At 60.4% G+C, this 13600-nt stretch carries 10 protein-coding genes, 1 tRNA gene and 1 riboswitch; of the genes, 1 reads left to right on the forward strand and 10 read right to left on the reverse strand.

The genetic code is table 11. From position 1 onward, the window contains the following. Nucleotides 1–21: 21 nt before the first annotated feature. Nucleotides 22–1338: a Rieske 2Fe-2S domain-containing protein gene (locus BCA01S_RS17935; RefSeq protein WP_027778085.1), complete on the reverse strand. Its 1317-nt coding sequence runs from the start codon at nucleotides 1336–1338 to the stop codon at nucleotides 22–24. A 384-nt stretch (nucleotides 1339–1722) separates the two neighbouring features. Here BCA01S_RS17935 and BCA01S_RS17940 point away from each other — a divergent pair, with 384 nt between their 5' ends. Then, nucleotides 1723–2454 (forward strand): GntR family transcriptional regulator, encoded by a 732-nt coding sequence (locus BCA01S_RS17940; protein WP_027778086.1) that lies wholly within the window; start codon nucleotides 1723–1725, stop codon nucleotides 2452–2454. Between the two features lie 122 nt (nucleotides 2455–2576). Here BCA01S_RS17940 and atzF read toward each other — a convergent pair whose 3' ends face one another. From atzF to BCA01S_RS17985, 9 genes are all read right to left on the reverse strand, one after another. After that, a complete protein-coding gene (atzF, locus tag BCA01S_RS17945) occupies nucleotides 2577–4391 on the reverse strand; it encodes an allophanate hydrolase (RefSeq protein ID WP_027778087.1) in 1815 nt (604 codons plus the stop codon). 18 nt (nucleotides 4392–4409) lie between these two features. Further along, nucleotides 4410–8009, reverse strand: a complete 3600-nt coding sequence (gene uca / locus BCA01S_RS17950; RefSeq protein ID WP_027778088.1) for an urea carboxylase — start codon at nucleotides 8007–8009, stop codon at nucleotides 4410–4412. 172 nt (nucleotides 8010–8181) lie between these two features. Continuing rightward, nucleotides 8182–8823: an urea amidolyase associated protein UAAP2 gene (locus BCA01S_RS17955; protein WP_027778089.1), complete on the reverse strand. Its 642-nt coding sequence runs from the start codon at nucleotides 8821–8823 to the stop codon at nucleotides 8182–8184. A 14-nt stretch (nucleotides 8824–8837) separates the two neighbouring features. Next, nucleotides 8838–9542 (reverse strand): urea amidolyase associated protein UAAP1, encoded by a 705-nt coding sequence (locus BCA01S_RS17960; protein WP_027778090.1) that lies wholly within the window; start codon nucleotides 9540–9542, stop codon nucleotides 8838–8840. A gap of 13 nt (nucleotides 9543–9555) precedes the next feature. Next, nucleotides 9556–10347: an ABC transporter ATP-binding protein gene (locus BCA01S_RS17965; RefSeq protein ID WP_027778091.1), complete on the reverse strand. Its 792-nt coding sequence runs from the start codon at nucleotides 10345–10347 to the stop codon at nucleotides 9556–9558. After that, complete coding sequence (locus tag BCA01S_RS17970) at nucleotides 10344–11159, reverse strand: ABC transporter permease (protein WP_027778092.1); 816 nt, start codon at nucleotides 11157–11159, stop codon at nucleotides 10344–10346. The genes BCA01S_RS17965 and BCA01S_RS17970 overlap by 4 nt, the downstream gene beginning before the upstream one ends. Before the next feature lie 33 nt (nucleotides 11160–11192). After that, nucleotides 11193–12263 (reverse strand): putative urea ABC transporter substrate-binding protein, encoded by a 1071-nt coding sequence (locus BCA01S_RS17975; protein ID WP_027778093.1) that lies wholly within the window; start codon nucleotides 12261–12263, stop codon nucleotides 11193–11195. A gap of 58 nt (nucleotides 12264–12321) precedes the next feature. Further along, nucleotides 12322–12421, reverse strand: a riboswitch (guanidine-I (ykkC/yxkD leader). A gap of 203 nt (nucleotides 12422–12624) precedes the next feature. Then, a tRNA-Lys gene (locus BCA01S_RS17980) sits at nucleotides 12625–12700 on the reverse strand. Between the two features lie 63 nt (nucleotides 12701–12763). Next, the gene (locus BCA01S_RS17985; protein WP_027778094.1) at nucleotides 12764–13333 is read right to left on the reverse strand and encodes an Hsp20/alpha crystallin family protein; all 570 of its coding nucleotides are present in this window, start codon (nucleotides 13331–13333) and stop codon (nucleotides 12764–12766) included. Between the last annotated feature and the right edge of the window lie 267 nt (nucleotides 13334–13600).

Below are 13600 nucleotides of genomic sequence, written 5' to 3' on the forward strand. Positions count from 1 at the left end.
CGTTCCGGTTGGGATAGCGGCTTAAGCCTTGGGCGCGGGCCAGGGCGCGGCAGCGCGGCGACTGGCATCCGCTTCCTTCCAGTACTCGTCCCAACGCTCAGCGGGAGCAATGCCGTCGATCGACGCCGGCCCGGTCAGGTGTGCCGCCGCCTCTTCATCGATCACCATCAATGTCTTCTCGCCGGCTTGCGTCTTTTCTATTGCGTCGACGAGCAGCCGCCGGTACGCCATGATTCCCTTGTCAGTCGTGCCCAGATGCTCTCGCGTGCGATCCTGAATGGGCCCTTGCGACTCCACCGCCCACTGATCGTGCACGTTGATGTCGAAGCCCATACCTGTGTACGTTTCCGTCAATTGCTCGTGCACGTCGAAGCCGTAGTGGTTGCGCTTGTTCCTGCGCGATATGTAATCGGGCAATTCGTACAGTTCGAGCCGCTGTTCACGCATCTGCTGCTTGTTCGTCGGCGCGCCGAAGCTCGTGAAGATCGCGTACCAGTAGCAGTTCTCGTCGTCGACGGGAACGTGCCACTGCGTAATGGTCATCTCAGCGCTCATCGGGATCACGAAGGCCTGAGGGAACACGACGTTCGTCACACGCACATGCGTGTGCTCGTCATCGATCGGACGTTTTGCGATTAGCCGAAGACCGTAGTCGGCCGGGCTGACGAGAACTTCAGGTGACTCATATTCGCGCAGCACCTTGGTAATCGGCATATTCGAGTCCGCCGACGCGCCGCGAAATTGCTTGCCATAGCTTGCGCTCACATCTTCGTCTTCAAAGAAGCGATGAAGAAACGATGCGTGCGCGGGGTCGATGCCCACCTCGAGCGCCTGCAACCAGTTGCATTCGAATAGTCCCTTGAACGCGAATGTGTACTCGTTCGGCGCCGCGAAACAATCGAAGTGGGGGAACGCCGGTGGCTCACCTTTGCCGATGTAGGCGAACAGAATGCCGCTGCGCTCTATAACCGGATACGCGCTCTGACGAACCCGCTTGCACAGCGAGCTGCCAACCGGTTCTCCGGGCGTGGACAGACACTGGCCGTCGACGTCGAAAAGCCAGCCGTGAAAGGCACAACGCAAGCCCCCTGCTTCGAGCCGGCCGGCGGCGAGATCCGCGCCGCGGTGCGGGCAATCCCGGTCGAGCATTCCATAGCGGCCCTGTTCGCCCCTGAATACGACGAAGTCCTGACCCATCAGCCGCACCGCGCGTACCGGCCGCACGTCGGGGAGCTCCTCCAGCAGCGCGACCGGCTGCCAGTAATTGCGTAACAGTTCGCCTGCCGGCGTGCCTTTGCCGACGCGCGTGATCGCGTCGTTTTGCGCGGAACTCATCATGACACTGTCTCCTTGGATGAATACAAACAACCGTTCGCTGCATGCAGCATCTCGTTTAATTTATGCAAAGAATAGGTTATTGAATCCGGCCAAGCAAGCGTTGCATACATTTATGGCGGACGACGACGGTTTTTCCACCTAGTGCTCGGGTGCAGATATCGCGCTTATCCTATTGATTTTTTGGATTTTTTCCAGCGATAGTAGTTACTTTCCCTGGTTTGGCACTTCTCCCGCTCATGGGGACGTTTTAGATATCCTGCATACATTCAAGAACAATATGCCTCATACGCCCCGCCGTTTATCGCGCGCTCAGCTACAATGCAAAAGCAGACCGGGCACTGCGCAAGACGGCACGACGCCCCCGAAGCGAAAGGAGAAACAGAAATGGAGACGCAACAGGAGCGGGTGCTGGTGCACCTGCGCGACCTCATACTCAAGGGTGAGTTCGCCCCTGGCGAGCGCCTGGGCGAGGTGGCCCTTGCCGAGCGGCTGCAGGCGTCGCGCACGCCGGTCCGGCTCGCGCTCACCACGCTGGAACAGGAAGGACTCGTCGAGCCGTCGCCCGCAGGCGGTTACGTGATGCGGCGTATCACCGCGGCGGAAATCGCCGACGCGATCGCCGTGCGCGGCCATCTGGAAGGCATGGCGGCCCGCCTCGTCGCGGAGCATGGCGTACCGCGCCAACTGTCGAATGCGTTCGCCGAATGCCTGCGCGCGGGCGACAGGTTGCTGGCCAAGTCGGAACTCGACCTCGACGACTATGCCGGCTATACCGACATGAACAACCGGTTTCACAAACTGGTGGTCGATGGCTCCGGCAATGCAGCGCTTATTCGCGCCATCGACATGAACAACCGGCTGCCGTTCGCTGCCGCAAGCGCGATGCTGCCGATGCAATCGGCCATCCAGGAAGGCCGCCAATGGCTTTTCATGGCCCATCAGCAGCATCACAGCCTGGTTCAGGCGATGGAGCGCGGCGAGGGTACGCGGGCGCTCGCGCTGGCCACAGAGCACGTGCAGATCGCGCAGAGGAATCTCGCGTACGCGCTGGAGCGGCCCGAAGTCTGCATGAAGCTCGCGCCCGCGCTGCAACTCGTGGCGGAAGCGGGACTTTGAGTGCGCGGTCTTAACGCGTGACGGGTGCGGACGATGCAGCGAGCGCGCCCCGCTGGGGCAACGCTCGCCTGTACTAGTGCGCGTGTAATGCGCCGTTCAAGCCCAGAATGAAAGAACGACGCTCAAGCGTCGAGGGCGCGCTCATTGGCAAGCCATGCCCGCCATCCGCCAAATTCGGAGATGTCGGTGCCTGCCTGAACGCCATACGGTTCGCACAGGAAACCGGTCACCCACGAGCCATCTGCCAGTTCGATCTTGCCGAGAGCCAGCGGCGACGGAACCGTCGCGATGAATGAGCCAAACTCCCAGGCAGGCATCTTCCAGACTTCGACCTCGACTTTCACGCCGCCATCGCCGACTCTCCATAGCCCCGGACGCCGCGTGCCATCCGGCGATGCTGGCAACGCCTCGAGCCGATAGCGCGGCGCCGTCTGCGTGGACTGCTGCAAAAGCGCACCGCGAGAAAGCATGTCCTTATTCAGCGGTAAGCCTTGCATGTGCGCGCCGCATACCGCGACGAGCATTCGATCGTTCGTCGCCTTGCGCTCCTCCGACAGCGCTATCGTGTTTCCACCAACGCATTCGACGCCGCTCGTCCGTTGCAACAGGTCCGCAACGCCCAGCAGGTATTGATCGGTAAACGCGCGCCCAAAAACGGTCACACCCCACGGAAGCCCATTCTTCATGAATGCCGTCGGCGTGGCGACAGCCGCGTAGTCCAACAGGTTCATGAAGTTCGTGTAGTAACCGAGCAGTGAGTTCGGCCCAATCGGATCCTGCTCCAGTTCGGCAAGCGTCACAGGGCGCGGATAGGTCGGCGTGAGGACGCAGTCGAGTGTGTCGATCAATGCATCGCAACGAGCCTTCAACGCCTGAAGGCGATATTGCGCCTGGAACAATTCGACAGCGGTTGCGCCCGGCGCCTTGGCGAGCACGTCGCGAATGACGGGAAGCACCGCGTCCGGCGTCGTCGACATCAATTCGCCCACCACGCTGTAACGCTCCGCGACCCACGGCCCCTGATAAAGAAGATTTGCAGCTTCAACGAACGGCGCAAAGTCGATCTCGACAGCCTCGCCTCCTGCTGCTTCAAGCATCGCGCGAGCCTTGGCGAATAGCGCCGGACTCTCTGTACATCCCGCAAATTCCAGTTGCGAAGGAACGCCGAATCGGAAAGCGGCCGGCGCGCCAAAGGCTCGCGCGGAATTCCATTGCGGATTCTTGCGACTGTATGCGTCGCGAGGATCAGTGAGCGCTGTCAGCGAGAGCAGCTCGCTCGCTTCTTCTGCTGTGGCGGTGAAGAACGTGACGCAATCGAGGGTGCGGCAAGCGGGCACTACGCCCGCGGTAGACAGAATGCCTTTGGTCGGTTTGAGTCCGACGAGATTGTTTAGTCCCGCAGGCACCCGGCCGGAACCGGCCGTGTCGGTGCCCAGCGCGAAACTGGCGACGCCGAGCGCAACAGCCAACGACGAACCAGCGCTCGAACCGCCGGAGGGATAGTCGGGATGCACGCTGTTGCGGCACTTTCCATAAGGCGAGCGGGTGCCGTTGAGACCGGTAGCGAACTGATCGAGATTGGTCTTCCCGAGCGGGATCGCGCCGAGTGTAATCAGTTGCGCGACCAGCGTCGCCGACTCAGTAGGCGTGTACGCAAAAGCTGGGCACGCAGCCGTGGTCTGAATACCGGCGAGGTCGATGTTGTCCTTGATGGCAAATGGAATGCCGTAAAGCGGCAGGCTCTCGATGTTCTGCCGATCGAGCCAATCGAGGTATGGCGCGACTTCTTCTTCGGTCAGAAGATGGATGAACAGGTTGAACTCTACATTAAGCTCTGCCGCTTTCCGCAGAAGCTCATTGACGAGAGTACGAGGCGCAAGGGTTCCGGCACGGTAAGCACTCCGCAGTGCCGGAAGGCGCAGGTCAAATGACGACATGTCTGTGTGTCCTCGTATTCAGTGACGTTCAATGACTGCAATCCGCTGCCCGGCGCGCACAGGCGAGCCCGGACCCACGTAAATCTCGCCGACGGTTCCGGCGCAGGGTGCACAAACCGATATTTCCATCTTCATTGACTCGATAACAAGCAGTATGTCGTCTGCGGCAACCACGTCGCCGGGCTTTACCTTCACCTGCCAGAGGCTCCCGGCGATCTCGCTGTCCACTGACACCTCGCCGTCTTCCAGAGGCGCCAGTTGAGCGTCTTCGGCCACGGGCGCCTCGATTGCCTCTTCCGATGTACCCGCTTCTCGCCAGCGTTCACGCTCGGCTTCGAATGCTGCCTGTTGTCGGGACCGGAACTCGTCGATGCTGGCCGATTCGCTCGCAAGGAACGCCTGATAGTCCGGCAGAGAAAGCTCCGACTCCTCGATCCGCAACGGATAGCGTCCGAGCGGAAAGTCAGCGCGAATGCGCAGCAGTTCTTCGGACGAGACTTCGTAGAAGCGGATCTGGTCGAAGAAGCGCAGCAGGTAGGGCTGCCCGGCGAAGTCCGCGACCTTCCGATAGCGATTCCACATTTGCAGCGTGCGGCCCACGAATTGATAGCCGCCGGGCCCTTCCATTCCATAGACGCATAGATACGCACCGCCAATGCCCACCGAATTCTCCGCGGTCCAGGTCCGCGCCGGGTTGTACTTGGTCGTCACGAGACGGTGACGCGGATCGAGTGGCGTCGCGACCGGTGCGCCCAGATACACGTCGCCTAGCCCCATCACGAGATAATTCGCGTCGAAGACGATGCGCCTGACTGCGTCGATAGACTCGAGATCGTTGATACGGCGAATGAATTCGAGATTGCTCGGACACCACGGCGCGTCTTTGCGCACCGTGGTCATGTACTTTTCGATCGCGAGTTGACACGCGGGGTCGTCCCACGAAAGAGGAATGTGGACGACGCGCGACGGAACGCGAAGGTCCTTCATCAACAGGACTTGCTCCCAGGCCTCCCCTACGACGCCAAGCAGTTGGGCAAGAGATAAATGCTCGGGCCGATAATGAATCTGAAGCGAGCGTATTCCCGGCGTGAGATCGATCACGCCCGGCAGCGCTTTCGCTTCGAGTGCCTGCATCAATGCATGCCCGCGAAAACGCGATACGAGGTCGAGTTCCGGCGGCCCAATCTCCAGAAGAAGATGTGTGTCGCCGGACAAGCGTGCCACGAGCCTTTCATCGGCAGCGCCCGAGTCGAGAACAATGGGAGACGTCAGCGCGGAGCGTCTTTCGACTGGCGCGCATTGCGTAATCGCAAGGCTCTCCAGCTCGCGGATGCGCTCGCGTGCAGCTTCGAGTGCATGTTCGATTTCCACGGGAACGAAACGAACCTTGTCGCCTGCCTTGAGTTGGCCAATGTGCCAAAGGTCCGCTTCGATAATCGTGACCGGACAGACAAAGCCGCCCAGACTCGGACCGTCCGGCCCGAGAATCACAGGCATGTCGCCGGTGAAATCGACGGCACCGACTGCATAAGGATTGTCGTGAATGTTGGACGGATGCAGCCCGGCTTCTCCGCCGTCTTCACGCGCCCACTCCGGCTTCGGTCCGATGAGGCGCACGCCGGTGCGACTCGAATTGAAATGTATTTCCCACTCCGTATCGAGGAATTGCTCGATGTAACGGCCACTGAAGTACTCCGGCGCGCCGTGCGGCCCGTAGATCACCCGTATTGTGCGAACGCTTTCCAGCGTCGGCACATTGGAGAGCGCCGCGCCAGCTTGCGTATCCTGCAGTGGATAAAGATGCAGCACGTCGCCCGCGCGAACGGCGCGACCACCATGCCCACCGAACTGGCCCAGCGTGAAGGTACTGCGACTCCCCAGATACAGCGCAACGTCGAGGCCGCCGCGCACACACAGATATGCGCGCGCGCCGGCGCCCCGAATCGTACCGAGTGCCAGCACGGAACCGGCTGGCACAAAGACGCTGGTATTCAGAGGTTGCGTTACGTCGTCCAGCAGCACTGGAATCTCTGCACCAGTAACCGCGACAACCGCGTCGGTGTTGAATCTCAGCGTCGGCCCGCTCATTGTGATTTCAAGAGCAGCCGCTTCCGGCGCGTTGCCGAGCAGGCGATTGCCGAGCCGCATCGCGCGGTCGTCCATGGGACCGGACGGCGGTATGCCCACTGCCCAGAAGCCCTGTCGGCCGGGGAAATCCTGCACCGTGGTCTGGGTGCCGCCACTCACCACTTCGATCGTGCTCGCTCGATACTTCAGGCCTTCCAGGCAGCGGGTCCACGGTTCGCCAGACGCAAAAGGCTCGTCGTCGAGAATCTGGCGCAAGTAGTCGCGGTTTGTCTCGACCCCGAAGATACGTGTGTTCTGCAACGCATCGTTCAGCGCGTGGCGCGCCTCTTCTCGCGTCGGCGACCACGCGATGATCTTTGCGAGCATCGGATCGAAATACGGCGGCACTTCGCAACCGGATTCAATCCACGTATCGATACGCAGCGTACTTCCGTCGGCCTGCGGAAAAGCTACATCGGTGAGTAGGCCCGGACTCGGTATGAAATCGCGGCCCGGATCTTCAGCGTAAAGTCGAGCCTGAATCGCATGGCCTCGCGGTGTGAGACCTGCGGCGAGTTCATTCAGCGGCGCGAGCGTTCCTGCTGCCAGCTCGATCATCCAGCGAACGAGGTCGACGCCCCAAACCTGCTCGGTCACACCATGCTCGACCTGCAGACGCGTATTCACTTCCAGAAAGTAAAACTGCTGAGCAGCGCTGTCGTACACGAATTCCACCGTACCGGCAGAACGATAATCGACCGCCTTTGCAAGCTTGACGGCAGCGTCACACAATGCCTGTGCGATCCCTTCCGGCAAGCAAGGCGCAGGGGTTTCCTCAAGCACCTTCTGATTGCGCCGCTGCACCGAGCAGTCGCGGACACCGAGCGCAATCGCGTCTCCCTTTCCATCGCCGAAAACCTGCACTTCGAGATGCCTGGCTCTTTCGATGTACTTCTCGAGAAACACGCCTGAATCGCTGAAGTTGTTCTCGCCAAGGCGTTTGACCGCATCGAAATGCGCACCGAGTTCATCCGCATGCCAACAGACTCGCATGCCGATACCGCCACCGCCGGCCGTGCTTTTCAACATCACCGGATAGCCAATGCTTTCAGCTGCGTTGAGTGCTGCGGGCAAGTCCTCCAGCAAACCGGTGCCGTTGAGCATCGGCACACCCTGATTGCCCGCGATCTCCCGAGCCGTATGTTTGAGACCGAATGCTCGCAACTGTGCGGGCGTTGGGCCGATGAAAGCGATGCCCGCTGCTTCACATGCTTCGCCGAAAGCTGCGTTCTCGGACAGGAACCCATATCCTGGATGAATAGCCTGAACGCCTTCGCGGCGAGCAATCTCGAGGATCTTCGTCGAGTCGAGGTAGGTCATCGCCGCGGGGCCGTCGCCCAGTTCGTGCGCGATTGGCGCTTCGCTCACATGACGGCTCGCCCTGTCGGCCTCCGAAAAGACGGAGACTCCGGTCACATTGAGTTCGCGCAACGTTCTGAGGATGCGGCAAGCGATTGCACCGCGATTGGCGATAAGGATCTTCTCAAACATGGGAGGAACCCGGATTCAAAGGCGGGCCGTCCCGCCGTGGGAATTTGCAGCCGCGGTCGTCCACGGCCGAAGTCGCATCAGCGATTTGCCAGATTCAGTTGTTCGCGAGTGCAAGTCACGCAGCGTCCGGAGCGAACCAGCAAGAGGAAGTAGATCAAACTGCGAACGCGCTTCAGTCCCATATCAGCACCTCCGCGGGCGTAGGGTTGTAGGCGTTGCACGGGTTATTCAACTGCGGGCAGTTCGAAATCAGCACGATGACGTCCATCTCCGCGCGCATCTCGACATACTTGCCCGGCGCGGAAATGCCGTCTTCAAACGTAAGACCGCCTTCGGCAGTGACGGGCACGTTCATGAAGAAGTTGACGTTCGCACCGACGTCCTGTTTGGAAAGACGGCCGTCATGCGCGCAAGCACGCAGAAAGTTGTCGCGGCAGCTGTGCATGTAACGCTTTTCGAGCGCATAACGAACGGTGTTGCTCTCCTGCGCACAGGCACCGCCGAGCGTATCGTGGCGGCCGCAGGTGTCGGCAACGATGGTCAACATCGCGTTGCCGCGATTCGAATACAGAACCGAACCGGCCGTCAGATACAGGTTTTTCTGACGCCGCAGCGTGCGTTGCGGGTCGAATCGCTCGCGAGGGTCGGCAAGGCTATAGAAAAGCGTGTCGACCGCCTGATTGCCTTCGAGATCGACGATGCGCAATGTGCGCCCGGCCTTCACCTCGTGAAGCCAGGGTTCGCCCGCCGCAACGGTCTGACGGAAAGCCGCCGTTTCGGGACGTTTGTCACTGACAACGAGTGTGCTGGTCATGAGTAGCCCTCCGCTCAGAGAAAGAATCGTTCGGTGTTGATAAAGCCGCGCACGTTCTCATCGCATGCGGTGCGACATGCTTCGGCCACGCCCGGGTCCGCCTCGCTCAATTCCAGCTTCACAGGCCTCGGTGAATATTCAGGGCTTGGGTCGAGCGGATGCTGGATCGCAGTGAGCACGACCAGCGTGTTCATCGGCGCATACAGGTCGACGTAATCGCCGGTCTTCGAGTTGCCCTTCACGAAGCTCAGTGTTCCGTCGTCGCTAACGTCCACGCGACTGAAGAGGTTCAGCGTCATCAGCAAGTCGGAGATGGTGAGCCCCCACTTGCTCATCTCGACGAGCAGGTTGTCCGTGCCGTTGCGATAGAAAGCGTTGCGCAATTCCTGGTAGCGCCCGCTGCCGTATCGCTCGAAGACTTCGTCGGCGTTCGACACCCCGCCGATGCTGTCATGCCAGCCGCACGTGTCTGCCACGATCGCGGCGAGTACGCGACCCATGTCCGAATACAGGCAGTGGCCGGCGGTCAGCTTCGCGGTGTGCTGGCATTTCAGCGAATCGGGCAGGTTGAGACGCTCGCTCTTCTCCGTTGCATTGACCATCATGACGCTGACGTTTGCGCCACCGTGCAGGTCGGTCACGCGAAGCGACTGTCCGCGTTTGACGATGAGCGACGTATGACCGCCGCCGGGCACGGTTTCTTCAAGTAACAGATTCATATCCGGGTTCCCTTCAGTCCGAGATTGCTTCGAAACTCGACGCGCCTTGCACCGCCGCCTGGGCCAGGTGAACGGCGGACACGGATTCGCGGCTACGGTCGAGCGGAATGTTGTAGGTAATGCGTGCCCCGTAAGCTCCGGGCGCTTGAGGGTCCACCCGAACCTTGTCGAAGACGAGTACGCGGCTGCCCAAGGTGAACCCTTCCTTCAGGTCATGCGTGACCATAAAGATGGTGAGCTTCGATTCGCGCCACAAATCAGACAGCAACTCGTGCATGTCCCGGCGAATGCCGGGATCGAGCGCGCCGAACGGCTCGTCGAGCAGCAGGACGCGAGGCTTCATCATCAGCGCCTGAGCGATTGCAAGGCGTTGCTGCATACCGCCGGAGAGTTGCTGCGGATACTTGTCAGCGGCGGCGCCAAGGCCCACGCGTTCGAGCATCGCGACAGCTTCGTCGCGGGCGCGACGTCGTTGAGCGCCGAAGAGCCGCCCGGTGAACTTCGCTCGTGAAAGCTCCAGTCCGAGCGTCACGTTGCGCAGCACAGTGAGATGATCGAACACCGAGTAGCGTTGAAAAACCACACCACGGTGTGCATCCGGCTCGCCCGGCAACGGTTGTCCATCGAGCAGAATCTGGCCGCGCGTCGCTTGCTCCTGCCCCAACAGAAGTCGCAGAAAGGTTGATTTGCCGCATCCCGACGCGCCGACCATCGAACAGAACTCACCCTCTTTGACGGTCAGGTTCAGGCGCTCGAGCACCACCTGATCGCCATACTCTTTCCAGACGTTGCGAACTTCGATCATCGCGCGCCCCCGCCATACCAGGGGAAGCACCACTGCGTGATACGGCGAAGCAGTTCGTCGGTAAGCCAGGCAAGCAGCGTAATCCACGCGACGTACGGCAGAATCAGGTCCATCGACAGATATCGCCGCACGAGGAAAATGCGGTAACCCAAACCATCGGTCGACGCAATCGCCTCAGCCGCGATGAGAAAGAGCCATGCGGCTCCGAGCGAAAGACGCATCGCCGCAAGCAGCCGCGGCAGAAGTTGCGGCAGTACGAGCCGCAAGATCAACGTCCAGCTCGTTGCGCCAAGCGTCTGAGCCTTGACCCACAACTCCGCTGGAATCTCTCTCGCGCGAGCATGCAGGTCCCGAATGATCATTGGCGTGATACCGATGACGATGAGAACCACCTTCGACAATTCATCGAGTCCAAACACAATGAAGAGAATCGGCAGCACCGCGAGCGGCGGCACCATCGAGATCACCGTGACGAACGGTGAGAGCGTTGCACTCACCACCGGAAACGAGCCCGTTGCCACGGCTACCACAAGAGCAATCACCGCACTGACGAGAAGGCCGATTCCAAGTCGTCTCAGGCTCGACAGCGTGTCGGCCCACAACAGGTACTCACCGGTGCGCTTGTCCTCGGTGAATGCGACTGCTTTCACCGCATCGCTCATTTGCGCCACGCCCGGCAGCAGCTTGTCATCGGGATTGAGCTTGAGCCGCTCGGCGGACCCCATGAAGTACACAGCCAATAGCACGACGAACGGCAGCAGAAGTAGCATCAGGCCGCCGATCCGGCTCGGATGTCGATTGATCAATCTCATGGTGACCGCCTCATTAAGCCGGGAATATCCGCGTCAGAGCTTGCCTGCGGCAGCCATCTCGACGTAGGTCGGGTCAAAACGAAGCTTGACGTTGTTCTTGTTGCCGACCACGACGTTTTTATCGAATGCCATTCCCACGGCGTCCGCGCTGCGGGCATCCTGTCCGAGCAGACCATGGTCGAAGGAGAACTTTGCGACGCGCGTCATGATCTTCGGCATGTCAGGGCTGGTTACGAAATCCAGTGCGGCCTTCGGCGTGTAGAAAAGCGCCGTTGTCGAAAGCTGACCTCTGAAGTTTGCGAGGTCGGTACCGGAAGCTTTCGCCATTGCAGTCAAAGCCGAGGTGCTTTCTGCCGAGTTGCTGTGCATCAACGCGACCATTTCGAACCATGCCCCGGTCAGTGCTTTTCCGAGTGCGGGATTCGCCTGCAGCGTCTTCGTGTTGACGACCATCATGTCCATGATCTCGCCAGGAATCTTGCTGGAGTCGAAGACTTCGGTCACGTTGGGCTGTGCTCTCAGGTCGGCGAGCATCGGGTTCCACGTCACCGCGTTGTGGACGGCAGGCGTCGCGAAAGCGCCTGAAATGTCGGCGTCGGATGTATTCACTACCTTGAGGTCGCGCTCGCTCATATGCGCGCTTTCCAATGCGCGGGCGAGCAGGTAATGAGACACGGAGAACTGCACGAGATTGACCTGCTGTCCTTTCAGATCGGCAATCTGTTTGCCTTTGCCCTTCATGAGCACGCCGTCGTTGCCGTTCGAGTAGTCACTGACGATCAACGCTGTCGAATCGACACCGCCCGAAGCGGGAATAGTGAGCGCGTCCATATTGGTCATTGCACAGCCGTCGAACTTGCCGGCGGTGTACTGATTGATGGACTCGACATAGTCGTTCAACTGCACGACATCGATGTTGATGCCGTATTTTTTGGCCCACTTGGAGACAATGCCTTGAGTCTTCGCCTGACCCCACGGCATCCAGCCCGCGTAGATGGTCCAGCAAACCTTGAAGTCGTTGCGACCCGCGGCGAGCGCGGCACTGGAGGCGAATGTGGCGAGGGAGATGGCGGCAATGCCAAGACAGCGAACGAGCTTGCGCATGAGGTTGACCTCGGAGGGGACGGTTAGCGACGGCAGGGAGCAGCGCAAACATCGCGTTCTCTCCCGGGCTTTTATCCCGCCGTGTAACCTCGCCTGAGGTCGACAGCTCTCGGACCAGCACCTGCGCGAAGCAGGCCGGAACCCTAGCCGTCCATTTCCAAATTGTTTGACGAACCGGTTGATGCGCCGGCTCCTTGCCCACTCTCTTAAGCGGGAAGCGTGCCAACGAAGAAGTTGCTGTTTTTCCGCGTGTCAGCCATCTTTTGTGCCCTCGCGCGGTGACGACCTGCACTGCGATGCGCCAACGCGCACTCTTTTCGGGCGCAACGGCCCGGTTCCGGTCCGGTTAGCCGGAACTGGATGGTAGGCCGTGGCGGATTCGAACCGCCGACCAACGGATTAAAAGTCCGCTGCTCTACCAGCTGAGCTAACGGCCCGGTCCCCTCGCGCCTGTCCGCCGCCAGGCGCGTATGACGCTCTGCGATGCGATTCCTATCGCGCTAGCCAATTTCAATGTTGCAGCTCGCGGCCCGCGTCGGCTCCTGCTTCGGTACCGTTAGAGTCAGCACCCCTTTGTCGAACCTGGCCAGCGTGCGCTCAGGATCGGCGTTCTCCGGCATGGGGATGGTGCGCACGAACCTTCCGTACGCACGTTCGAGCCGATAGCAGCCGTCTTCCTCGCTATGCACGTCCTGCTTCTTCTCGCCGCGCAATACGAGTGCGCCGTCCTCGGCGCTCACCGTCAGGTCGTCGCGCTCCATGCCGGGGAGTTCGACCGTCACGCGCAATATTTTGCCTTCGTCGACCACGTCGATACGCGGCTGGAAGCGCGATGAACTGAAGTCGCCAAACCATCGCTCGAGCGCGCCACGGCCCGCGAATGGATCGTGGAAGAACTCCTCGACGGCACGCCAGGAATCGCGAGGAAAGAGCCGCGAAATGTCAGGCCACGCCGCCCGCCATTGCTCGCTCGACGGCGGCGCCGAAGTATTCGCCGAGGCATTCTCCGCCTCGGGCTTGCGGCCCGAGCCGCGCAGAAACTTGAACGGGTTCCATTTCTTATCGCTCATGGTGTTGCTCCTTCGCCCTGTGGGGCGAACCGGACCACGCGCTCCAGCTCGCCGATCAGGGAAATCTACCCACTGACAAACAAATCGAAACACGCAGCGCGTGCAACGCGACTGCTGAGCGAAAATAAAATAGGCCGACGGCCAAGGTTTTTCAAGTACGCGTTTCGCCAACGATCCCGCGCGCCGGCTATCTCGCCAGTCGAAAAGTCTTGTTACAAACTCCCTCGCAAATAGCCTCTTGAAGTCGCTCCGAAAATCCTTATTTCG

Origin of the sequence: Paraburkholderia caledonica NBRC 102488, assembly GCF_000685095.1 — a bacterium.
Classification (GTDB): Bacteria; Pseudomonadota; Gammaproteobacteria; order Burkholderiales; family Burkholderiaceae; genus Paraburkholderia; species Paraburkholderia caledonica.

Coding starts and splice junctions, on each gene's coding strand:
- BCA01S_RS17985 (WP_027778094.1), bottom strand. CDS start 13,333: ATGAGCGATAAGAAATGGAACCCGTTCAAGTTTCTGCGCGGCTCGGGC.
- BCA01S_RS17935 (WP_027778085.1), bottom strand. CDS start 1,338: ATGATGAGTTCCGCGCAAAACGACGCGATCACGCGCGTCGGCAAAGGC.
- uca (WP_027778088.1), bottom strand. CDS start 8,009: ATGTTTGAGAAGATCCTTATCGCCAATCGCGGTGCAATCGCTTGCCGC.
- BCA01S_RS17955 (WP_027778089.1), bottom strand. CDS start 8,823: ATGACCAGCACACTCGTTGTCAGTGACAAACGTCCCGAAACGGCGGCT.
- BCA01S_RS17940 (WP_027778086.1), top strand. CDS start 1,723: ATGGAGACGCAACAGGAGCGGGTGCTGGTGCACCTGCGCGACCTCATA.
- BCA01S_RS17970 (WP_027778092.1), bottom strand. CDS start 11,159: ATGAGATTGATCAATCGACATCCGAGCCGGATCGGCGGCCTGATGCTA.
- atzF (WP_027778087.1), bottom strand. CDS start 4,391: ATGTCGTCATTTGACCTGCGCCTTCCGGCACTGCGGAGTGCTTACCGT.
- BCA01S_RS17960 (WP_027778090.1), bottom strand. CDS start 9,542: ATGAATCTGTTACTTGAAGAAACCGTGCCCGGCGGCGGTCATACGTCG.
- BCA01S_RS17965 (WP_027778091.1), bottom strand. CDS start 10,347: ATGATCGAAGTTCGCAACGTCTGGAAAGAGTATGGCGATCAGGTGGTG.
- BCA01S_RS17975 (WP_027778093.1), bottom strand. CDS start 12,263: ATGCGCAAGCTCGTTCGCTGTCTTGGCATTGCCGCCATCTCCCTCGCC.